The 22,642-nt window shown below is 67.0% G+C and carries 20 protein-coding genes; 13 read left to right on the top strand and 7 right to left on the bottom strand.

The genetic code is table 11. The annotated features are described in order from the left end of the window. Window positions 1-135: 135 nt before the first annotated feature. Both AC07X4_RS05785 and AC07X4_RS05790 read left to right on the top strand, forming a co-directional pair. Complete coding sequence (locus AC07X4_RS05785; protein ID WP_015016056.1) at window positions 136-735, top strand: chalcone isomerase family protein; 600 nt, start codon at window positions 136-138, stop codon at window positions 733-735. 279 nt (window positions 736-1,014) lie between these two features. Beyond that, entirely contained in the window at window positions 1,015-2,664 is a 1,650-nt protein-coding gene (locus AC07X4_RS05790; RefSeq protein ID WP_494739508.1) for a methyl-accepting chemotaxis protein, read from the top strand. A gap of 19 nt (window positions 2,665-2,683) precedes the next feature. Here AC07X4_RS05790 and gph read toward each other — a convergent pair whose 3' ends face one another. From gph to AC07X4_RS05805, 3 genes are all read right to left on the bottom strand, one after another. After that, complete coding sequence (gene gph, locus AC07X4_RS05795) at window positions 2,684-3,394, bottom strand: phosphoglycolate phosphatase (protein ID WP_494739509.1); 711 nt, start codon at window positions 3,392-3,394, stop codon at window positions 2,684-2,686. A 79-nt stretch (window positions 3,395-3,473) separates the two neighbouring features. Next, complete coding sequence (locus AC07X4_RS05800) at window positions 3,474-4,997, bottom strand: SH3 domain-containing protein (protein WP_494739510.1); 1,524 nt, start codon at window positions 4,995-4,997, stop codon at window positions 3,474-3,476. Between the two features lie 2 nt (window positions 4,998-4,999). Then, entirely contained in the window at window positions 5,000-6,349 is a 1,350-nt protein-coding gene (locus tag AC07X4_RS05805) for an SPFH domain-containing protein (RefSeq protein ID WP_494739511.1), read from the bottom strand. Between the two features lie 230 nt (window positions 6,350-6,579). On the opposite strand from AC07X4_RS05805, the gene AC07X4_RS05810 reads away from it, so the two are divergent. From AC07X4_RS05810 to AC07X4_RS05820, 3 genes are all read left to right on the top strand, one after another. Further along, the gene (locus tag AC07X4_RS05810) at window positions 6,580-7,278 is read left to right on the top strand and encodes a response regulator transcription factor (RefSeq protein ID WP_056747842.1); all 699 of its coding nucleotides are present in this window, start codon (window positions 6,580-6,582) and stop codon (window positions 7,276-7,278) included. Next, the gene (locus AC07X4_RS05815) at window positions 7,275-9,449 is read left to right on the top strand and encodes a sensor histidine kinase (protein ID WP_494739512.1); all 2,175 of its coding nucleotides are present in this window, start codon (window positions 7,275-7,277) and stop codon (window positions 9,447-9,449) included. The genes AC07X4_RS05810 and AC07X4_RS05815 overlap by 4 nt, the downstream gene beginning before the upstream one ends. Before the next feature lie 127 nt (window positions 9,450-9,576). Then, complete coding sequence (locus AC07X4_RS05820; protein WP_108497712.1) at window positions 9,577-9,969, top strand: hypothetical protein; 393 nt, start codon at window positions 9,577-9,579, stop codon at window positions 9,967-9,969. Window positions 9,970-10,038: 69 nt separating this feature from the next. Here the strand turns inward: AC07X4_RS05820 and rpe are convergent, their stop codons facing one another. After that, a complete protein-coding gene (gene rpe / locus AC07X4_RS05825) occupies window positions 10,039-10,719 on the bottom strand; it encodes a ribulose-phosphate 3-epimerase (protein WP_099731931.1) in 681 nt (226 codons plus the stop codon). An 88-nt stretch (window positions 10,720-10,807) separates the two neighbouring features. On the opposite strand from rpe, the gene apaG reads away from it, so the two are divergent. The 7 genes from apaG to AC07X4_RS05860 all read left to right on the top strand — a co-directional run bounded on the left by apaG (window position 10,808) and on the right by AC07X4_RS05860 (window position 17,773). Continuing rightward, window positions 10,808-11,215 carry a Co2+/Mg2+ efflux facilitator ApaG/CorD gene (gene apaG, locus AC07X4_RS05830; RefSeq protein WP_056748068.1) on the top strand — a complete coding sequence of 136 codons (408 nt, stop codon included), beginning with the start codon at window positions 10,808-10,810 and terminating at the stop codon, window positions 11,213-11,215. Between the two features lie 88 nt (window positions 11,216-11,303). Then, window positions 11,304-13,322, top strand: coding sequence for a transporter-like protein TlpB (tlpB, locus tag AC07X4_RS05835; protein WP_192422365.1), 2,019 nt, complete (start codon window positions 11,304-11,306; stop codon window positions 13,320-13,322). Between the two features lie 158 nt (window positions 13,323-13,480). After that, window positions 13,481-14,743, top strand: a complete 1,263-nt coding sequence (locus AC07X4_RS05840; RefSeq protein WP_056065273.1) for a cation:proton antiporter — start codon at window positions 13,481-13,483, stop codon at window positions 14,741-14,743. Further along, window positions 14,733-15,860 (top strand): YbdK family carboxylate-amine ligase, encoded by a 1,128-nt coding sequence (locus tag AC07X4_RS05845; protein WP_494739513.1) that lies wholly within the window; start codon window positions 14,733-14,735, stop codon window positions 15,858-15,860. The genes AC07X4_RS05840 and AC07X4_RS05845 overlap by 11 nt, the downstream gene beginning before the upstream one ends. Window positions 15,861-15,916: 56 nt before the next feature. After that, complete coding sequence (thiL, locus tag AC07X4_RS05850) at window positions 15,917-16,891, top strand: thiamine-phosphate kinase (RefSeq protein WP_494739514.1); 975 nt, start codon at window positions 15,917-15,919, stop codon at window positions 16,889-16,891. Between the two features lie 120 nt (window positions 16,892-17,011). After that, on the top strand, window positions 17,012-17,215 hold the full coding sequence (locus tag AC07X4_RS05855) for a YgaP family membrane protein (protein WP_494739515.1): 204 nt from the start codon (window positions 17,012-17,014) through the stop codon (window positions 17,213-17,215). Window positions 17,216-17,221: 6 nt separating this feature from the next. Then, window positions 17,222-17,773: an RNA polymerase sigma factor gene (locus tag AC07X4_RS05860; protein ID WP_494739516.1), complete on the top strand. Its 552-nt coding sequence runs from the start codon at window positions 17,222-17,224 to the stop codon at window positions 17,771-17,773. A 23-nt stretch (window positions 17,774-17,796) separates the two neighbouring features. Here the strand turns inward: AC07X4_RS05860 and AC07X4_RS05865 are convergent, their stop codons facing one another. From AC07X4_RS05865 to AC07X4_RS05875, 3 genes are all read right to left on the bottom strand, one after another. Next, window positions 17,797-19,113: a ferredoxin reductase family protein gene (locus AC07X4_RS05865; RefSeq protein WP_494739517.1), complete on the bottom strand. Its 1,317-nt coding sequence runs from the start codon at window positions 19,111-19,113 to the stop codon at window positions 17,797-17,799. Window positions 19,114-19,266: 153 nt separating this feature from the next. After that, window positions 19,267-20,448: an Acg family FMN-binding oxidoreductase gene (locus AC07X4_RS05870; protein WP_494739518.1), complete on the bottom strand. Its 1,182-nt coding sequence runs from the start codon at window positions 20,446-20,448 to the stop codon at window positions 19,267-19,269. Between the two features lie 33 nt (window positions 20,449-20,481). Then, on the bottom strand, window positions 20,482-21,522 hold the full coding sequence (locus AC07X4_RS05875) for an NAD-dependent epimerase/dehydratase family protein (RefSeq protein ID WP_494739519.1): 1,041 nt from the start codon (window positions 21,520-21,522) through the stop codon (window positions 20,482-20,484). A 142-nt stretch (window positions 21,523-21,664) separates the two neighbouring features. On the opposite strand from AC07X4_RS05875, the gene AC07X4_RS05880 reads away from it, so the two are divergent. Next, window positions 21,665-22,549 carry a LysR family transcriptional regulator gene (locus tag AC07X4_RS05880; protein ID WP_494739520.1) on the top strand — a complete coding sequence of 295 codons (885 nt, stop codon included), beginning with the start codon at window positions 21,665-21,667 and terminating at the stop codon, window positions 22,547-22,549. Window positions 22,550-22,642 lie beyond the last annotated feature (93 nt).

Consider the following 22,642-nt stretch of genomic DNA (forward strand, 5'->3'; position numbering starts at 1 on the left):
AGCAAAGCTTTTTTAGCGGGCTGATTTGACAGCCCTCACAGCGAGATCGCACAACCGCTCGAAAACCCTGTTGCGGCCCGACAGGAGCGCTGCAACAATTTGAAACGAACGACCGTTCTTTTTTAGGAGCTGCGCATGAAATTCCTGACGCGATGCGCTGTGATGGCGGGAGCTTGCCTGTTGGCAGCCAGTGCCATTGCCCAGCCCATTACCGTGGCCGACGTGAAATACGAAGAAACCGCCAGCCTGAGCGGCAGCACCCTGCAGCTCAATGGCGCAGGGGTGCGCTACAAGGCAGTGTTCAAGGTATACACGGCGGGGCTTTATCTCGAAAAGAAAGCCGGCACACCCGCCGACGTCATGGCCCAGAAGGGCCCCAAGCGCATGAGTATTACCATGCTGCGCGACATCGACTCCACCGAGCTGGGCAAGCTGTTCTCGCGCGGCATGGAGGACAACATGGACCGCGCGGCATTCTCCAAGCTCATTCCTGGCGTGCTCCGCATGAGCCAGATCTTCTCGGACCACAAGAAGCTGGTGGCGGGAGACCAGTTCCAGATCGACTGGATTCCGGGTACCGGCACCATCATCACCGTCAAGGGCAAGCCGCAGGGAGAGCCCTTCAAGGAACCCGAGTTCTTCAACGCGTTGCTGGGTATCTGGCTGGGCAATGCGCCAGCTGACTGGAAGCTCAAGGACGCGTTGCTGGGCAAGACCGCCCAGTCATCGTCCTAGTTGTCCTAGGGCAAACACCCACGCCCTCCCGGCAAAGGCTGTCGCGCGCCCGACAGACGCGCCCCCTACCCGGGAGTAGCCTGTGCCTCAGTCCCCGCCCCAGCCATTGCCCAACCTTTCCAGCCCTTTTTGACAACGCGACAACCGGTCTCCCGCTGCGTGCACCCGCAGCGCCCGAGGCCACGGCCTGAACCGAGCTTTGTGCGCTATCCGCGCCCCGCAACGAGCCGTCTGTAACGCCCCTTCTGCCCCCAGCCCCCTTACGCGCCAGACACCACCATGAAACTCAGCAACCTTTCCGTCGGCCTGCGCCTGAGCGCATCCTTCGGTGCCATTCTTCTCATCACGGCTCTCATTGCGGCCACAGGGATGTGGCGCATTGCCAGCCTGCAAAGTGCCAGCGAGCGCGTCGCCACGCAGGAGATCGAGCAGCAAACCCTTGTGGAGGACTGGGCGTCGGACATCCGCCTGAACTGGGTACGCACCGAGGCCTTCCTCAAGGCCATCGACCGCGACTACATGGACAAGCTCACCGCCGACACCCAGGCGACGGCGAAGGGCATGGAAGCCAAGGTCAAGCGCATTGAGGCACTGGTGCAAGGCGACCAGGCCAAGGGGCTTCTGGCAGCAATTGCGACGGCCCGGCAGGCCTACAACGACAAGCTCAACGAAATCCGGGAACTGCACCGCGGTGGCGAACCCAACGTGCCCGCCCTCGTGGACAAGGACCTGCGCCCGCTGGCCGACAAATACCTTCAATCCCTCGACGACCTGCGCAAAACCATGGCCGCCCAGCTGGCCGAAAGCCAGGCAGACACATCCACCCTGGCCAAAGCCAGCCAGGTGCTGTTGGGTGTAGGCACTCTGGTGGCCGTCGCGCTCGGCGCATTGATGGGCCTGACCGTCACGCGCTCCATCGTGCGCCCCTTGCAGCAAGGCCAACAAGCCGCCGAAAGCATTGCAGATGGCGATCTGACCCACCCCATTACCACCAGTGGGAATGACGAAACCGGCCAGTTGCTCCAAGCACTGTCCACCATGCAATCGCGCCTGGCCACCATCGTGGGCAACGTGCGCAACAGTGCCGAGGGCGTGGCCACGGCCAGTGCCGAGATTGCATCAGGCAACAACGACCTGAGTGCCCGCACCGAGCAGCAGGCCAGCGCACTGGAAGAAACCGCAGCCTCCATGGAAGAGCTGGGCTCCACCGTGCGCCAGAACGCCGACAACGCCCGCACCGCCAACCAGCTGGCCATGAGCGCCAGCACCGTGGCCGTGCAGGGCGGGGATGTGGTGGCCGAGGTGGTGGACACCATGAAGGGCATCAACGACAGCAGCCGCAAGATCGCAGACATCATCAGCGTGATCGACGGCATCGCCTTCCAGACCAACATCCTGGCGCTGAACGCGGCTGTGGAGGCTGCGCGCGCGGGCGAACAGGGTCGGGGCTTTGCGGTGGTGGCGGGCGAGGTGCGCAGCCTGGCGCAACGCAGCGCCGAGGCCGCCAAGGAGATCAAGGGTCTAATTGGGACCAGCGTGGAACGCGTGGAGCGCGGCACGGCCCTGGTGGACAAGGCCGGCGCCACGATGACCGAAGTGGTCAGCGCCATCCGGCGCGTGACCGACATCATGGGCGAAATCAGCGCCGCCAGCAGCGAACAAAGCCAGGGCGTCTCACAGGTCGGCGAGGCCATCACGCAGATGGACCAGGCCACCCAGCAAAACGCCGCCCTGGTGGAACAAAGTGCTGCCGCCGCCGACAGCCTCAAGACCCAGGCCGGCCAGCTGGTGGATGCCGTGGCAGTGTTCCGCCTCTCGGACAACGCCACGCGCCCCAGCAGCACCGCGCCCGCCCCCGTGCGCAGCAATCCCCCCGCGTCATCACGTCTGGACTACCGCAGCGTGGCGCCACGCCAGCTGACTGCCTGAACAGGCAGGCTCGGCCAGCTCAGGCGAGCTGCGCCAGCGCATCCACAAAACCATCGGCATCCACGGCCCGCACGGGCTGGCCGTGGTTGTAGCCATAGGTGACCAGCACCACCGGGCAGCCCGCAGCCCGCGCGGCCTGCGCATCGTTGCTGGAGTCGCCCACCATGAGCGTGCGCGCGGGGTCGGTGCCCAACGCTTCGCAGGTCTTGCGCAAAGGCAACGGATCGGGCTTCTTGCGCTCGAACGAGTCGCCACCGAAGACCTTCTCGAAATAGCCGTCAAGCCCCTTGGACTGCAGCAAGGGCAGCGCAAAGTCCCGGGGCTTGTTGGTCAGACAGGCGAGACGCAGACCCCGGGCGCGCAAAGCCTGGAGCCCCGCCTCCACACCGTCATATACCCCGGCATACTGGCCATTGATGGCGAGATAGTGGCGTTGGTAGCTGGCCCAGGCCGATGGATACAACGCTTCAATTTCAGTAGCAATAGAGGCATGATTTATCTGCGCCAGCACGTGGTGGAGCACTGAACGCAGCAAATGCTCCGACCCCTTGCCCACCATGTGCTCGATGGTCTGTGCCGCAATCGACGGCAGCTCCAGTTCGCGCAGCATGCGGTTCAGTGCCTCGTTGAAATCACCCATGGTGTCCACCATGGTTCCGTCCAGGTCGATGATGGCGGCGTCCACGCCGGTGAGCAATGTGGACAGCGAGGGGGTAACGGCGAGAGACATTGGGCAAGCATTCGGAAAGAGAAGACGGGACCAAGTTTACGGAACCCGTCAAATCCTCCCCTGGTCTGCCTTGCTTCGTTCACCGCAGACTGAGCGTCTCGCGCTTCCACGCAGGGTCTTGCCAACGCTGGAACAGGGGCAGCGCTGCCACATCGCCCGTCACGCGCTCGGTGGTCAAGCCCTCCAGCCGCACCACCTCAAAACTCTTGCGGTAGCGGCCCTGGCCCCGGGCTTCGCGCGCCACCAGCATCTGCTGGCCGCCGGGCACCCAGCCCGCCCATTCGGCCACGCCGGTCTCGGGCGTGGCGGCGGCGGGCGGCAGCACGTCGGCCAGCCAGCCGCCTTCCGTTTTGCGCAGCACCCACAGCTCGCGCCAGCCTTCCATGGGCTGCACGGCCAGGGCCAAGGCTGTGCCTTCGCGGTTGGTGCTGGCCGATGCAGTCCACACCACGCCGTAGGTGCAGCGGCGCAGCAGCGGGGCCTTGGCGCTGTGCTGCGCGTCCACCAGCAGCACGCAGGTTTCGCCGGGGGCGCCAGGCTCAGTCAGCAGCGTGGGGCGGGCTCCGGCGGCAGTCGCGACAGGCGCCGCAGCAGGCACCAGCGCCCAGCGTACGGCGCTCACCCGCATGGCAGCGTCGTTGTAGGCGCTCTGGTCTTCGTCGGGCAGGTCGGCCTTGCTCACGCCAGTGAATTCCGTCAGGGCGCGTGCGGCGGCTGCGGCCACAGCCGGGTCGGCCGCGTTCTTGCGCGCCTGCTGGAAGGCCGCGGCGCCCCACACGCTGGCGCGGCGCATCTGCACGCGGTTGCGCAGGTAGCCGGGCAGGCTCGCCACGTCCACGCGCTCCAGCACCTCCGCCTGCCAGGCGGTGACCTTGGCACGCTCGTGTGCGGGCAGGTCGGGGTTGATGCATTCGGGGCGGGTCAGCGCCAGGACGGCACGGGCGCGCTGCTCGGCATCGGCCACGGGCATGGCCAGCAGGCGGCGAAAGGCCTCGCCCTCGTAGCAGACCTGCATGCGGCCTTCGACCTCGTAGGTGGCAAAGCGCACGCCGTAGCCGTTGGCCACATCCAGATGGGCCGACAGCGCGGCACCCGAGGCCTTGCCCGGCACGGCCACCGAGGCACGGCGCGCCAGACGGTCGGCAAAGGTGCCCAGGGCATCGAAAGCCTGGGCACCCTCCACACCCGCCAGGGCCTTGGCGGGCGCGGCTTGCAGGTACGCGGCGGTGAGGCCAATGCCCAGCGCTTCGGCGCCCGGGGTGTCCTGCACAAAGCGCATCACAGCCAGCAGCGCGGGGCCTTCTGCCTCGGTCAGGGCCACGCGGCGCACATCGCTGGCGCGGATGAAGCCACCGCGCTCGCGCTTGTGGTCCCACACCTGCAAATAGTCGAGGCGTTCGCCGCGCACTTCGAGCACTTCGCCCTGCCACAGGCTGGCCTGCTGCTGGGCACCATCGCGCGGTGCAGCGCGCAGGTTGGCTTGGTCTTGCACCACGATGGCGCTGCCCTGGGCGCTGGGCGATGGCTGGGGGGCGGCCTCGGCCACCACGGTCACTGCGGCGCTGGCCACGGCTGCCAACAAAGTTGCGAAGGTCGCGTTCATGTTCACTGCTCCACGGCTTGGGTGGTGGTGGCGTCGTCGGCCACGGCTGCAGCCTGTGCGGCCCCGGCCTGGGCATTCCGTTGACCGCCCAGCAGCGCGGCACCGATGAAGTCGCCATTGGTGGGCGGGGGCGCGATGATGACCTGGATCTTGTCCGAGAGCTTGTCGGCCAGCGTCTTCTGAATGAGCAGCGGGTGTTTGGTCACCAGTGCGCCTTCGCGGGCCATTTGCTCGGCATTGACCTTGCCCACGCGGTCCATGCGGTAGGCCTCGGCTTCGGCCAGCTTCTGGCGGGCGTCGGCTTCGCCGTTGGCTTCGATGCGGCGGGCCTGGGCGGCGCCTTCAGCAGCTTTCACGCGGGCCACACGCTCGGCTTCGGCCTCCAGCTGGCGCTGTTCGATCTGGCGCTGCTTGAAGGGCAGCACGTGCTTCATGGCATCTTCCTGGGCCTTGGCGGCGATGACCTGCTCACGCGCGGCGGCTTCGGCGGCCACTTCGCGACGCACCTTGTCGGCGTTGGCGTCCAGCTCGGTTTCCTTCACGCGCTTGTCTTTCAGCTCCAGCGTGTAGCGCATCTTTTCGGACGCCAGCTCTTCGGCCAGCAGGCTGTCCATGCCACGGCGGTATTCGGCGGGCAGGTCCACCTTGCCGATCTGCAGGCTGCGCAGCGTCACGCCATCGGCCGCCAGGCGGGCGCGCAGTTCGGTTTCGATGATCTGTGCAATTTCGGCGCGCTTGGACGAGAAGATTTCACGCACCGTGTAGCGGGCAAACACCTTGTAGACCAGGCCCTGCACGGCGGGCTCCACGATGTCGACGCCCACGTTGTCGGGCAGGTTGCCGGCCTTGACGGCGGGCGAGTTGGGGTCCAGGGCATAGCGCACGCTCAGGTCCAGGCCTAGCGACAGTCCTTCCACTGACTGCAGCGGCGCGCTGCCCGTGGCCTGGCGCATGGCTTCGGGGCGGTAACTCTGGTCACGCAGCGAGAACACGCGCACCGTGTGCAGGCCGGGCACCACCCACACGCTGCCATCGCGCCAGAGGCTCACGGCACCGGTGAACTGGTTCAGGCGCACACCGAGGTCGCCTTGCGCCAGGTGTTGCACCGGCGGATTGCGGACCACCATCAGGCCTGCGACGGCCACCATAGCGCCAGCAGTCAACCAGCGCACGGTGCGTGCGGTGGGCAGCAGATAGGCCCAGTTCAGTCGAGGGCCATCGGCACCGCATGCATCGGCTGCCACAGGGCTTTGCGATTCAGCGTCCAGCACGGGCTCCATGCCGGCTTCGGACAACGGGGTAGAGCGACGGCCCTTCAGGGTCTGCACGATGCGGTTCCAGGTGGCTTTCATGGTGTTTCTCTCTCGGGTTGGTTCGGTGTTGTTGTCATTTCTGAGCCGCCGCTGTGGCTTGCTCATTGAGGACCGATTGTTCGGATCCACCCCGGAAGCAACAATGCGGCGCAGCCCCCAATGCGCTCACACCGGTCGCACGAACCTTCCGGTCCCGGAAGAAAAACTCACACCGCCCAGAACGGGGCGCCGGGATAATCCGCCCACCCCTCTACTGCCTCGCCCTGCCCATGACCCGCATTGCCGTGATCGAAGATGACCTGCCCACCAGCAACCAGTTGGCCGGGTGGATACGCAGTGCGAAGAGCGGTATCGTCATCGACCAGTGGTTCACCCGCGACGAGGCCGAGGCCGCGCTGGCCCGCGAGCACTACGACGCGGTGGTGCTGGACATTGAGTTAGGCCGCGAGCGCCATGCGGGCGTGGCCCTCATCAACGCCATTAACAAGCTGCGCCAGGGCACGCCGGTGCTGGTGGTGTCGGCCATGCCCGCGGCCATCTACCGCAGCATCATGAAGGCGCTGGACGCGTGGGACTACCTGCAGAAAACCACGTTCGAAGAGGCCGATTTCATTGAGACCTTTCTCGACATCCTGCGTACCACACAGGCCCAGGCCCCAGCCAGCGCGCCCTCCGCCCCCGTGGGTGATGCACTGGTGCTGGACCCGCTGTGGCAGCGCACCCCCACCTGGCGCGGCGAGCGCATCAACCTGCCACTGACGGCCCAGCGCATCCTGGCCACGCTGCACCAGCGCAGTGGCGAGGTGGTGTCGTATGACGAACTGTTCGAGGTGGTGAAAAGCGGGCGCAATCGTGACAACGTGCGCAAGCATGTGAGCACCATTCGCGAGGCGCTGCGCGAAGTCGATCCTGGATTTGAGGGAATAGAAAACGTGCCCATGCGCGGGTTCCGCTGGGTCGGCAAATGAAGCGCCTGCTGCGCCGCCCCGCGCTGGAAATGCCTAGACTGGGCCTGCCCGCGTTCCGCCTGCGCATCCTCGTGCGCGGGGTGTTCGTGCTGCTGGCATTGGCCACGGTGGTGCTGAGCGTGGTAGTGCTCAAGGACGAAAAAGAGCGCGCCTGGCAGGCTTACCAACATGGCTTTGTGCGTAGCCAGGCAGAGGTCATGGCGCGGCTGCGCCACCCCTCGGGCCACTTGGCGCTGCTCAACGCCAGCCACCTCGGCCAGGGCGTGACGCCGCTGGCGCCGCTGCTGCTGCCCTACGCCGCCATCGACTTTGACGATCCCCAAAAATCGCAACAGGCCGTGGAGATGGCGGGGTGTTCCGTGCAGTACCCCGATGGCGCCTCAGTGTGCGCGGCGATTGGCAACAACCCCTATGCGGGCGGCTTCATCTACCTGGTGGGCAGTTTTTATGCGGGCGAGCTGACACCCCGCGAACGCGGCGCCTTGGTGCCCGCCGAGGCACACCGTGCGCGCATCTCCCTGGACATGCGAGGCGCCACCTACCGCTGGATTGCTCCGTATGAGGCCATGCCCCCACAAGGCAGCGCGGCTGTGCGCGGGCGCCTGACGGGGTTTGTGGACAACGGCACGCCGCTGCTCGACGCCCGCGCGCGGCCGGTGCGCGACTTTCGCGGCTGGCTGTGGCAAAACGGCCAATGCCGCGACCTGCCGCACCCATCGGCCAGCTCGCCCGCTGGCGAGGCCACCACCACTGACTGCCTGCGCCGCACCCACTACTCCATCCGCCTGCCAGTCGAGTTGTTCCGCGAAGCCCTGTTCCGCAGAGACGAGCGCCTGGTCTGGCCGCCGGAAGACCTGGGGCAGATGCGTGTGCGGGTGGAGATGCTGGCGCCGGGCGAGGAAACCAAGCCGCTGTTCGACAGCGACGCACCCGGCGCGCAACTGGCCGCATCGCTGGGCGACCTCTCGCGCAGCCTGTTGCCGGGCGAGCGTGTGCAGATCCGCAAAATGGGCAGCGACGAAGCCAGCGCCATCACCCTCAAGGGCGTCGAAGTGCAGGCCGATCCATCTGCACCGTGGCTGCTGCGCCTGATCCGCTGGCTGCCGCTGGAGGCCGCAGGCGTGGGCCCGGCAGCAGCCACGCCCGCCGCCCCTACGGCCCTGGACATTCTGGACACGCCCACGGGAAACTACGTGGTCAACTTCACCGGCCACCTGCGCGGCGTGGAGCAAGGCTTGGCCGCCGTGGCCACGCGCCTGTCGTGGTACCTGGGTGCCATGCTGGGCGCCATTGCGCTGGCCTGGCTGGTGGTCGAGGTGGGCCTGATCCGCCGCGTGACGGCCCTGACCCGCCGCGCCGCCGCCGTGTCGTACAACGTGCAGCCTGGCCACACCGGCCCCCGGCTGGGCGATCTGGATGTGTCGGACCTGCGCGGCTCGGACGAGCTGGGCATTCTGGCCGGTGGCTTGGCCGACCTGCTGCAGCGCGTGAAGGACGACCTGCAGCGCGAGCAGCTGCGCGCCCAACAAGAGCGCGACATGTGGCACGCCGTAGGGCACGAGATCATGTCGCCCCTGCAGTCGCTGATGGCGCTGAACGGCCCACAAGACCCCGGCCACCGCTATGTGCAGCGCATGCAGCAGGCCATCCATGTGTTGTATGGCACGGCATCGCCCGCCGAAGCGCTGCAGGCCGCCGATGTGCCCCAGGGGCGGCTGGACCTGGATGCCTTCTTGCGCAACGTGGCCGACAACGCCCACTTTGCGGGCATTCTGGATGTGGTGTACGACCTGGGCCCAAGCCACCCTGGCCCGGTCATCGTGCGGGCCGATGAGTTTGCGCTCGAAGACGTGGTGACCCACATCTTGCGCAATGCCGACCGCTATCGCCCTACAGGCAGCCCCATCAGGCTGACGCTCACGGCGTCGGAATCCACCGCCAGCGCTACGCTGCACAACCAGGGCTCCACCATTGCAGACGAACTGCTGGAGCGGATTTTTGAGCTGGGCGTTTCCGACCCCGCCAGCCCCGCCCCGCTGGGCGAGGGCGAGCACCGGGGCCAGGGGCTGTTTGTGGCCAAAACCTACATGGCCAAGATGGGCGGCACCATCAATGCGCGCAACACGTCTGATGGCGTGGCCTTCATCCTGACCTTTCAGCGACTGGGCTGACCCAGCCCAAGACGCGAAGCGCGCGCACGGGCAAGGGCGGCTCTGTCCGACAGGGGCACATGGCCCCGGCGCCTACCCTGCAGGCATAGGTTCAGACCATCGTCTGCCATTGCCTCAGGAGCCCTCCATGAAACGCCTTCGCTTTGCCACCTCTATCTTCACTGCGGCATTGCTGCTGGCCTGTGCGGGCGCATCCGCTCAAACGCCGCCGCAGGACGCGCGGACACGCTACGAGCAGGAGCGGGAAAAGTGCATGACCAACAACACCCAGGACAGCCTGGCCACCTGCCTGCGCGAGGCCAACAACGCACTGGACGCTTCCCGCAAGGGCGATCTCAGCAACCCTGGAGCCGCCGCCACCGACAACGCCACCCAGCGTTGTGCAGCTTTCCAGACGGCTGCTGACCAGGCGGATTGCATGCGCCGCGTGCAAAGCAGCCCGGCGAGTGGCTCGGTATCCGGCGGCGGCGTGCTGCGCGAATCGACCACGACGACCATCACCGTGCCTGCGCAACAGTAGCCTGACCCCCTATTAGGTGCGGTCTGTCACAAAGGCATCCGCGCCCAATCTTCGCAGCGACCCAGGCGATCAGCCCAAGGCCACACGCATCGCGTCGATCACGCCCCGGTAGTCCGGCTTGCCAAAGATGGCGCTGCCCGCGACAAAGGTGTCAGCGCCCGCGTCAGCCACGCGGCGGATGTTGTCGGTCTTGATGCCGCCATCGACTTCCAGACGAATGTCCTTGCCAGAAGCATCAATGCGCTTGCGCACAGCTTCGATCTTGCGCAGCGCGGAGTCGATAAAGCTCTGGCCGCCAAAGCCGGGGTTCACGCTCATGATGAGGATGAGGTCGATGTCGTCGATCACCCAGTCCAGCACGTCCAGAGGTTCGGCAGGATTGAACACCAGGCCAGGCTTGACGCCTTTGGACCGGATGGCCTGGATGCTGCGGTGCACATGGCCCGAGGCATCGGGGTGGAAGCTGATGTAGTCAGCACCCGCGTCGGCAAAGGCAGCGGCCAAGGCATCTACGGGCTGGATCATCAGGTGCACGTCAATCGGCACGGCCACGCCCGCAGGCGTTTTGGCGTGGGGCTTCAAGGCCTGGCAGACCATGGGGCCAAAGGTCAGGTTGGGCACGTAATGGTTGTCCATCACGTCAAAGTGAATCCAGTCGGCGCCAGCGGCAATGACATTGCGCACTTCCTCGCCCAGGCGGGCAAAGTCGGCGGAAAGGATAGAGGGGGCGATTTGGAATGTGCGGCTCATCCCCCGATTGTCGCAAAGCGCAGAACCACTGGGGTTTTGGCACGTGGGAATTGCCCACACAGAGGGCGGCACGGTTACCATGCGGCCCATGCCAAAGTACCAGTTTGACGTGGAAGTGCTGCCCGAATACCTGCCCGAGCAGTCTGCGCCGGACACCGGGGTGTTCAGCTTCGCCTACACCATCACCATCACCAACGCAGGGGACGCGCCCGCCCAGCTGATCTCGCGACACTGGATCATCAGCGACGCGCGCGGCCACACCGAAGAGGTCAAGGGCCTGGGCGTGGTGGGACAGCAGCCACTGCTCAAGCCGGGTGAGTCGTTCCAGTACACCAGCGGCTGTCGCCTGCGCACCTCCAGCGGCACCATGCACGGCACCTTCCATTGCGTGGCCGAAGATGGCGAGCCTTTCAATACCCCGGTGCCCTTGTTCGTGCTGGAGGCGATCAGCCACGGCCCGTCGGGTGAGCCCCTGAGCGGCCGGGTGCTGCATTGAAGAACCATTCCCACAGCCCCCATGCCCCCCCCTCCATGGGACCGCTATCCATCGGATGGGCGGCTTTTCCTGTGGGAGCAGGCCACCCATGAAAAATTCCGCCGAGCCCAAAGACCTGGCCCACCTGCTGGCGGCGCTGGACCCTGCCGCCGACCTGGCCCATCGCCATCTGTGGCTCATCCACCTGCTGGACTGGGTGCGCGGCAAGCGTGATTCGGTGCCTGCCGCGGTGGGCCGGGTGCAGCTTTTCATCGATGCGGTCGCGGCGCGGCCCGATATTCAGCAGCGGCTGCAGGCCTGGTGGGCGACGCTGGTGGACCAGGTAGACATCACCACCTTGCTGGCGGACTTTGGCTTTGCACCCCGCACCGCCCTGGTCAGCGAGATGGCCGAACGCCTGCGCACCAAGCTGCTGCCGGGCAGCCCAGAGACCATCGATGCGTCCGAACTGTTCATGCTGGCCTTGCCCAGTGCGTTCGACGCGCAATGGCTGGCCGCACTGGATGAAGCCACCCTGAACCGCCTGGTGATGTTGCTGGCCCAGGACAACGCCGATGAGCGCCCAGGCGGCGCGACACGCTGGCACCGCGCCTTGTTGGATGCCATCACCTACTGTGCAGGGCAAATCCTCTCGACCGGCTTTGCACCCGAACTGCGACTGCGCATGAGCGAATCTGCACGGGAGGCACAACCCTTCCACGCCCTCATCCGCGACGTGGAAAGCCTGCGGGTCGAGGTGCTGCACGCGCTGCGCACACCCGACCGGCTGGACGCATCCGCCCAGCGCCTGCGCGAACGCCTGGAGGCCTGCCGCGCGGCGGCTGCCACCGTCTATACGCATTTCGAGGACAACGGCATTTCGGTGGGGCTGGTGTTCCGGCTGCGGCAGCTGCGCGAGCGCATCTTGCGCGTGCGCGTGTTGCTCGACTGCCTGTTGTCAGCGCAGCCCGCAGTCACTGCGGCGCAACTCATGGCACAGCTGGTGATGGTGGGACAAGAGCGGCGCAGCCTGCGCGCGCTGCTGGCCTCCAACTCCTCGCTGCTGGCGGCCAAGGTGGCCGAGCGCAGCGCCGAAACGGGCGAGCACTACATCACCCGCACCAGTGCCGAATACCGCTCCATGCTGCGCAAGGCGGCAGGCGGCGGTGCGCTGATGGCCTTCACCACACTGATCAAGTTTGGCCTGTATGCGCTCGCGCTCTCGGCCTTCTGGGGCGGCTTCATGGCGGGCATCAACTATGCCGTGAGCTTTGTGTTGATCCAGTTGCTGCACTTCACGGTGGCCACCAAACAACCTGCCATGACCGCGCCTGCCATGGCGGCCAAGCTCAAGGAGCTGGGCACCGGCGATGCGATCGAGTCGTTCGTGGACGAGATCACGCACCTGGTGCGCTCGCAGGTGGCTGCTGTGCTGGGCAATGTGCTGGTGGTGTTCCCGGCCGTGCTGGCGCTGGCTGCACTGATTGCACTGGCCACGGGCCACCCGGCCATCAGCGAGAAGCAGGCCGAGCATGTGTTCGAGTCCCTGCACCTGCTGGGGCCGTCGCTGTTCTTTGCCGCCTTTACCGGGGTGCTGCTGTTTGCCTCCAGCATCATCGCGGGCTGGACAGAGAACTGGTTTGTGCTGCACCGCATGGACTCGGCCTTGCACTACAACCCGCGCATCACCGGGCTATTGGGTGCCGAGCGCGCCGCGCGCTGGGCGCGCTTCCTGCGCGAGAACCTGTCGGGTTTTGCGGCCAACATCTCGCTGGGTTTCATGCTGGGCCTGGTGCCTGCTTTCGCTGCGTTTTTCGGCTTGGGGCTGGATGTACGGCACGTCACCCTCTCCACCGGGCAGGTGGCGGCCGCCGGCGCCACGCTGGGTCTGCAGGTGCTGCAGTTGCCCGCGTTCTGGTGGGCAGTAGCCTCGCTCCCGTTCCTGGGCGCACTGAATGTGTCGGTGAGCTTTTATCTGGCCTTCAGTCTGGCGCTGCGTGCACAGAACGTGAGCGGCGTGGACCGCTCGCGCATCTATGCCGCCATCCGCGCCCGCCTGCGCACCGCGCCGCTGAGCTTTTTTGTGCCCGAGCGGCGGGGGCCACTGGCGACAACGGCACAGGGCTGAGGCGAAACCGCCGCCTCTGTCCTACAAGGGCGGAGTGTTTCCGCCTGTAAATTCAAGGGCCCAACGCCCCAGCGCACCCCGTCCCATCTGCGGAGGGCCTGTGCGCCGGGGCCTCCACTCCAACGGGCAGCGCCCGTCTGACGCAGAGGTCCGATGACATGAATGAAATCCTGAGCTTTTGGGCGCAGTGGCTGCGCCCCTCGGCCGGGCTGCCCACGGTGCAATGGTCACTGCTGCTGGCGGTAGCCGCGATGGCAGGCTATCTCACCCAACGCCACACCGGCCTGCCCAAGGTGGTGGGCTATTCGCTGGTGGGCACGGCAGCCGGCCTGGCAGGCTTCAGCGGTGCAGTCTGGCCGCTGCAGGGCATTGGCCTGTTCCTGCTGGAGCTGGGCGTGGCCATTGTGCTGTTCGAATGTGGCGGCCGTATCCCGCTGCGCTGGTTCCGCCACAACCCCATGGTGCTGGTGCAGAGCATTGCCGAATCGGTGCTGACCTATTTCGCGGTGTACTGGGTGCTGGTGTGGCTGCAGCTGCCGCCCCAGGCGGCTGGCCCGCTGGCCCTGGTGGCGCTGGCGGCATCTCCTGCAGTGCTGACCCGTGTGGTGGCCGACACCCGTGCCGCCGGCCCGGTGACCGAACGCGCCATTGTGCTCACCACACTCTCCACGCTGTATGCCCTGACCCTGGGCAGCGCCAAGGCAGAACTCATCAACCGCCAGAGCCTCACCGTGCTGGAGGCCGTTTCGCCCGTGGTGGTGGTGCTGGGCGTATCGATCGTGGTGGCCGCCGTGCTGGCCCTGGTGCTGCGCATGGCGTTGCGCTTCATGAGCCCCACCAGCGAAAACACCTCCATGCTGTTCCTGGCCCTGGTGGCTGCAGGCACGGCAGTGGCCGCTCACATGGGGGGCTCGGCACCACTGGCCGCGCTGCTGGGGGGCATGCTGCTCAAACAGCTCAACCCGCGCCCCTGGGCCTGGCCACGGCAGCTGGGCAATGCATCGTCCCTGCTCACCATGCTGATGTTCGTGCTGGTTTCCACCGTGGCAGCGCAGGCCGACTGGAGCGCGCCCGTGGCCGGTGTGGTGCTGGCCCTGATTGCCGTGCGCCTGCTGGCCAAGGCCACCGGCGTTGCGCTGGGCAATGTGGGCAGCGGCGCCAGCTGGAAGCAGGCGCTGTGGGTGGGCTGCGCGATGACCCCCATGTCCTCCATCGCCCTGCTGATCGCATCGCAGTTTGTGCTCGCGTCGCCTTCCACCGGCCATGTGATCGCGGGTGTGGCGCTGCCCGCCATCTTGCTGATGGAGGTATTTGGTGCCGTCATTGCCACCGTGGCCATTTACCGTGCGGGCGAAAGCTCCAAACCCTGGGCACCCCTGACCCGCAGCAACAACAACGGAGAGTCCCCCCGTGAGTCTTGAAGCCTTCACCCATTCCGAGCCGCTGACGCTGGGCGTCGAGCTGGAGCTGCAGCTGGTCAACACCAACGACTACGACCTGGCGCCCTACGCCGAGGACATGCTGCGCCTCATGAAGAAAACCCCGCTGCCCGGTAGCGTGGTGCCCGAGATGACGAACAGCATGATCGAAATCTCCACCGGCATCTGCCACTCGGCCAGCGAGGTGCTGGGCCAGCTTACGCCCATCCGCGATGCGCTGGTCAAAAGCGCCGACAAGCTCAACATTGCCGTGGTGGGCGGCGGCACGCACCCGTTCCAGCAGTGGCACGAGCGCCGCATCTACGACAAGCCGCGCTTTCGCGAGCTGTCCGAGCTGTACGGCTACCTGTCCAAGCAGTTCACCATCTTCGGACAGCACGTGCACATTGGCTGCCCGGATGCCGATGCCGCGCTGCTGATGCTGCACCGCATGTCGCGCTACATCCCGCACTTCATTGCGCTGTCGGCGTCCAGCCCCTATGTGCAAGGGCAGGACACGGCATTTGACTCGGCCCGGCTCAACTCGGTGTTTGCGTTCCCCTTGTCGGGCCGCGCCCCGATGGCGCTGACCTGGGACGACTTCACGACCTACTTCAACAAGATGACCCGCACGGGCGTGGTCAAGAGCATGAAGGACTTCTACTGGGACATCCGCCCCAAGCCCGAGTTCGGCACCATCGAGATCCGCGTGTTCGACACGCCGCTCACCATCGAGCGCGCGGCGGCCCTCGCAGGCTACGTGCAGTCGCTGGGCGCGTGGTTCCTGGCGGACCAGCCCTTCATGCCTGAAGAGGACGACTACCTCGTGTACACCTACAACCGCTTCCAGGCCTGCCGGTTTGGCATGGACGCGGTGTATGTGGACCCGGCCACGGGCGACCACATGCCGCTGCGCGAGCACATCCTGAGCACCATGGACAAGATCGCAGGCCACGCGGCCGTACAGGGCGCATCAAGCGCCATGCATATGCTGCGCACCGAGGTCGAGGCGGGGCAGAACGATGCCCGCTGGCTGCGCCAGCGCCAGAGCGAAGAGCAGCTGCTGGCCGAGGTAAGCCGCCAGGCAGCGCAGCGCTTTCGCGGCGCGGCAGCCGGCTGAGAATCTGGCACGCCCCTCCACCAGCTGCCCGCTCTTATCCCACTCACAATCGGGGCATGGGTGAATTTGACTTGATTGCGCGCTACTTCACGCGCCCCGTTCGCCACGCCGTGCTGGGCGTGGGCGACGACTGTGCCTTGCTGGCACCGCGCACCGGCATGCAGCTGGCCATCAGCAGCGACATGCTGGTGGAGGGCCGCCACTTCTTTGCCGACGTGGACCCCGAAGCCCTGGGCCACAAGGCGCTGGCCGTGAACCTGTCCGACCTGGCGGCGTGTGGTGCCAAGCCGCTCGCGTTCACGCTGGCCCTGTCGCTGCCCCGGGTCGATGAGGCCTGGCTCGCAGGCTTCTCGCGCGGGCTGCTGGCGCTGGCCGATGCCCACGGCTGCGAGCTGGTGGGCGGCGACACCACGCAGGGCCCGCTCAACATCTGCATCACCGTGTTTGGCGAGGTACCCACCGGCCAGGCCCTACTGCGCAGCCGCGCACAGCCCGGCGACGACATCTATGTGAGTGGCACGCTGGGCGACGCCAGGCTGGCGCTGGAGGCGCTGCTCGGCCACATCGCCCTGCCCGCCGAGGTGCTCGCCCGCGCCCGCCAGCGGCTGGAGCGCCCCACCCCGCGTGTGGCCCTGGGCCTGGCCTTGCGCGGCGTGGCCACCAGCGCCATGGATGTGAGCGACGGACTGCTGGGCGACCTGTCGCACGTCCTCCAAGCCTCGGGGGCAGGGGCCTGTATCGACACCTCAAAAACTATACATTTGATAGCAGCAAAGGCATATTCGACTAGCGCAACCAGCCCATTGGACCCTGAACTGGTCCACCAATGCACCTTGGCGGGCGGTGACGACTACGAGCTGGCCTTCACCGCCCCGCGCGCGCGGCGTGACGCGGTGGCCGCCTCGGCGCAGGCAAGCGGCACACCCGTCACCCGCATCGGCACCGTGCTGGCTGAGCCAGGCCTGAGGCTGGTGGACGCGCAGGGACAGGCGGTGGAGAACCGTTACGCCTCGTTCGACCATTTCCGGTGACGGGTGGTGGCAGGCAAAAATTTTTTGCAACCCATGAATCCTTTTGCGCAACCAGCCGCTCTTGGTAGGGAAGGTGCCCCGTGCCGGCGCCTTCATTTCCCCACCAAGGAGTTTTTCACCATGCTGTACCGCAAGAACATCACCCGCCCCGAAAGCCTGCTGCGCGTTGCAGGGGGCGTCGCCCTCATCGCTGCAGGCCTGTGGTGGATGTCCGCATCGCCCCTGGCCCTGGCATTGGCCTCCTCGGGTGTTGGCAGCATCCTGAGCGGCGCGTTTGGCTACTGCCCAGCCTGTGCCATGGTGGGCCGCAAGCCTGTCGAGTGAACGCCCATGGCCACCACCCACCCAGCCCCCACCGTGGCCCAGCTGCTGCCCGCTGCACGCAGCGGTGACGCGGCGGCCATGGAGCAGCTGCTGCGCCTCACCCGTCCCGACATCCGCCGCTATGCGCTGCGCCACTGCGCCGCCACCACGGCGACGGACGACGTGGTGCAGGAGGCGCTCATCATCGTGTACCGCCGCGTGGCCGCGCTGCGCGAGGTGGCGGCGTTCGGCGGGTGGGTGGTGCGCATCGTGCAGCGGCTGTGCATGCAGCCCATGCTGGCCTGGCTCAAGGGCGAGCCGCTGGCACAGGTGGAAGACAACCTCGCCTGGTCGCACCGCCCCGACCACGAGCTGCGCCATGACCTGGCCCTGGCCATCGACTCGCTGCCGCCCCTGTACCGCGAGGCCTTGCTGATGCGCGACTTCGAGGAGCTGACCATTGAGGAAATGGCGCAGCGGCTGGGCGTGACGCGCGAGGCGGCCAAAAGCCGCCTGCACCGCGCGCGGGCCCTGGTGCGGGAGTACCTGGCACCCACGGACCGCACCGGCACCACATAGCGCTGCGGCGCGGAGAACCCGCCTCAGCGCATCTGGAACAGCTCCTGGTGAAAGCGCGCAGGCGAGCGCCCCAGCTGCTCCATGCCCTGGCGCACCGCCTCGGCAAAACCCTGCGGTCCGCAGAACCACACACTCGCCGCCGGGCTGGTGCCTGCGAGCAACGCTGCGGGTGTCACGGGCCCAGTGTCGTTGCTGTAGTGGATCTCCAGCGTCACGCTGGGCAAGCGGGCACACAGCGCGGCCATGCGCTCGGTAAACACCGCCTCGCCCGCATGGCGCACACAGTAGTGCAGGTGCACCCGGGGCGCCAGCGCGGGCGTGGACTGCATCGACTCCAGCCAGGCCATGAACGGCGTGGCGCCAATGCCTGCGGCCACCCACACCTGCTCGGTGGCGCTGTCGCTGCGAAAGTCAAAGCAGCCATACGGCCCCTCGATGCTCACCGTCTGGCCCGGCTGCACCTGCAGGGGCAATTGCCCCGTGTGATCGCCCAGCGCCTTGATGGCAAACCGCAGCACGCCGTCGCCCTGGTCGGCGTTGAGCAGGGTGAAGGGGTGCGCCCCTTCGGCGCGGCCAAAGGTGACAAACGCAAACTGACCGGCCGCATGCTTCCAGCCACTGGCGGGGCTGACCTGGCAGGTCACTTCCAGCACCCCAACCCCTTGGGACGACACGCCCACCACACGCGCTGCATGGCGGCGGCGGCGCCCGATGGCCCCGGCCAGCGAGCGCACGGCGCACAGCGCCCCCACCAGCGTGCACAGGCCCACCAGAACGCCTGCAGGCTGTTGCCACCAGGCGGGCGGCGTGAGCACCACGGCATGGAAGGCCAGCACCAGGTACACCAAGGCCAGCAGCTTGTGCAGGTAACGCCACACGTGGTACGGGAACCGCCGCCACAGCGTGATGACCAGCATGGCCGCTAGGAACCACACAGCCCACTCCCCCATCTCCTCGGCCAGGTGGCGGAAGGTGTTGAGCCACCAATCCGCGCGCGGCGTGCGCACCGGGCGGCCTACCCAGTCAGCCAGCAGGCTGCGCGACAGCTGCAGCCCGTAGTGCAGCAACGCCAGAACGATCGCGCCGATGCCCGCCCACTTGTGCAGGCGGTAGCTCTTGTCCAGGCCGTCCAGCGGCTTTTCCAGCCACGCGGGCCGCACGGCCAGCACCATGATCAGCGACATGAGGGCCCAGGCCGATACCCCACTGAGCAGGATCAGCTGGTTGCGCCACCACCAGACATCACCCCACGCGGGCGGCGCAGGCTGCGGCACCCACAGAGCCAGCAGCCACGCCGTACATGCCAGCACCAGGGAGCCCCCCAAGACCTTCTTCCACATCACCAGTCCCCACCATTTGTTGCAATGCAGCAACTGTAGAAACCCGCGATGAACGCCACCTGAACAGTGTGTGAAGCAGCGGCAAAGCGCGCCAGCTTGTGGCCGGAGGTTGATCTGCATCAGCCCTTTGCGCAGGTGCTGCCCTCCTCGGAATCAAGCCTGCACAAAACGCGCAAGCGGCCTGCGCGGCGTGGCAGGCACCTCGCCCTGCGGGTAACCAATGCGGCAGAACATCTGCACGGTGGGCTCCTGGGGCGTGCGCGGCGCTGGACGCCCCAGCACCAGCTGGTGCACGTGCTCGAATTGCGGGGCCATTTCGGCAAACTCCTGCACCGCCTGGCTCATGGGGTGCATGCCCACACCCAGCGCCGTGGCCTGCAACTGCTGGCGCACATACAGGCGCCCGGTACGGATCTGGTCGCTGCGGGTGTTGGGGCCGGTGATCCACACAAAACCCATGGCCGTGCGGCTATGGCCCTCAAAACGCCCCATGGCGCTTTTGTAGGCGGCGCTGCCTTCGGCCGGAGGCTGGGTGCGGTCGAACATGCCCAAAGCGTCCACGGCGCGCACAAAAGGCGAGTTGATCGAGATGCCATCGCGGTGCTGCAGGATTTCGCCTGGCCCCACGCGCGTGAGCTGGATGCTTTCCATCATGGTGCGCGGCGTGAGCAGCTCTACCCGGGCAGATTCCCAGCACAGCGTGCGCAGCGCGGGCAACTGGTCGGCGCTGACGGTGCCGCCCACGCGCAGCGGGGCTTCAGCCGGTGCGCTGCCCAGCAACTGGGCCAGCACCCCGGGCGCGATGGCCCGGGTGGTATCGAAATCCGTCTTGGGCGTGCGACGCAGCAGCACCTGCGCAAACAGCGGGTCGGGCTGGCCACCAGGCTTGAGGGTGATGCGCGCCACGGGGCGGTCGTCCCAGTCCTTCAGGGCCGCAGGCATCTCGCCCTGCGGCCACAGCAACACCTCGCTGGCCACGCCTTGCTGAGCCAGCGCCATCACCAGCAGCTCCAGAAAGGCGCCGTGGCCGATCAGGATCTGGCGCCCCCACGGATCCGTCTGTGGCAGCACCCGCGCAGGGTCGGTGCGCAGGGTAATGACACCGCTCTCGCGCAAATCCACCAGCCAGGGCTGCAGGTTGTGCGAATTGGGTGCGGTGATGGCATAGGCCACGGCACGGCGGCGCAGGTCGGTCTCGCCCACCGGGCCTTTCCAGGCCTCCACCGCCTCGGCGGGATAGTGCGAGCCCACGGCACCACAGGCGACCAGCGTGCCCGCAGTGGCGGCGGCGATGGTGCCACCCCCTGCCAAACGGATGAAGTTGCGACGGTTCATGAGAATGCTCCGGTGGTTCAAGAGGTGATGCGGTCAGGCCAGCGCGGCGCGGATTGAACGGGTGGACACCAGCCCCAAATCGACCAGCGCCTGGCGCACGGCCTGATCGAAGGGGGTGTGTGGCTCGTCGCCGATGAGCGCGCGCAGGCGGGTGTTGTCCAGACGGTGCGGTGTGCGCCACAGATAGCGCATGTCCGCCAGCGCAGCGAACGTGGGGGCCACCAGCCCCATCACGCGCAGCAGCGGCCACGGCAACTGGCTCACCCGCAGCGCGCCCGCATCGGGCAACCAGCCCTGCTCTGCTGCAATGGCCGTGAAGCTGTGCAGCCACTGCTGCGCGGTAACGTGGTGCCCAGCGAAATGCAGGCACTCGAAGACGGCCAGCCGGTCACGCTCTTGCGCCACGCGCACGAAGGTGCGGGCCAGGTCGGGCAGGTAGGCCCAGGGCGTGGCTACGTCCAGCGGGCCGGGCCAGGTGATGCGGCCCCGGGGCAGGTCCTTGGCAATGGCCTGGTCGATCCAGCTGCCCGTGCCGCTGCCAAAAAAATCCCCGGCGCGCAACACCACAGCACGTATCTCGCCCTGTCGCGTGGCGGCCTGCAGCCGCTGCTCCAGCTGCACCCGCGTGCGGCCCTTGAAACCGGTGGCGGCCTGGGGCGTGTCTTCGCGCAGTACGGGCGGCATGGCTTCGCCAAAGTTGTAGACGTTGCCCGGCAGCATCAGCGTGGCACGCAGCTGGCGGGTGACGGCGATGGCCGCCTCCATCAGCACCGGGGCCTGCTCGCGCCAGGCCTTGTGGGTGTAGGCAGGGTTGAGCGCATGCACCACCACCTGCGCGCCCTGCGCCTGGGCCGCCAGCGCGGCAGTGTCCTCCACTGCCACCGGCATCCACCACACGCCTGGAATGGCGGGCAATGCAGCGCTCTGCGCACTGGGGCGCACCTGTGCCAGCACCTGCCAGCCAGCCTGCGCAAAGGCGCGGGTGGTCGCCAGTCCCAGCCGCCCCCGGGCGCCCAGGATCAACACGGTGGAGGGATTGTCCGTGGAGTGTGGAAAACGGGTGTGGGTGATCATCTGAGGGCTCCATTCACAAGGGATGGAGCGATTGTGAAAACGCCAGCACCGTTACACAATTGGCTAAGTTTTCATATCAGCAATGCAAATATGAATACCTCCAACCACCCTCCTGCCATCCCATTGCGGGCACGCTATTGCCATGAACCAGACCTTTGACTGGAGCCTCGTACAGTCCTTCCTGGCCGCACTCGACCAGGGCAGCCTGCTGGGCGCCGCCCGTGCGCTCAACGCCAGCCAGCCCACCATCGGCCGCCACATTGCCGAGCTGGAATCGCAGCTGGGCGTGGTGCTCTTTGAGCGCACCGGGCGCGGCCTGCTGCCCACGGCCACGGCGCTGCGGCTGGCCGAATCGGCCCGCGCCATGGAGATGGGCGCCCACCAGCTCGCACGCAGCGTGTCGGGCGCGGAGGAAGGCGTGACGGGCACCGTGCGCATCACCGCCAGCCAGCCCGTGGCCTGCGTGCTGCTGACGCCCGTGCTGGCGCACATGCGCCAGGCGCTGCCCGAGGTGCAGGTGGAGCTGGTGGCCAGCAACCAGGTCACCAACCTGCTGCGGCGCGAGGCCGACATCGCACTGCGCATGGTGCGCCCCGACCAGGCCAGCCTGGTGGCCAAACGGATCGGCGCGGTGACGCTGGGCGCCTACGCCCACCGCGACTACCTGCGCCGCAAGGGCACACCCCGCCAGCCGCCCGACCTGCTGCAGCACGAGCTGGTGGGCAACGACCGGCACGAGGACATCCAGCAAGGTTTTGCCGCCATGGGCTATCCGGTGGAACGCGGGCACTTCGCGTTCCGCACCGACGACCTCATGGCCTACTGGGAGGCTGTGCGCGCAGGGCTGGGCATTGGCTTTGTGGGCAACTACCTGGCCCGCACCGACCCGAACGTGGTGGCCGTGCTGCCCATGCTGCCCCTGCCCGATCTGCCCATCTGGCTCACGGTGCACCGCGAGATCCGCACCAGCCGCAAGATCCGGGCGGTGTATGACTTTTTGGCGGCGGAGGTGCCTCTGGTGCTGTGAACCACCAGCGGCTCACTGCCTGGCTGCTAGCATCCCAGTCCCTTTGTCCATTGCGCCCAAGGAGCCCCATGCGCCCCGTGAGCCCCCCATCCC

The sequence above is a fragment of the Acidovorax sp. GW460-11-11-14-LB4 genome, assembly GCF_059423685.1.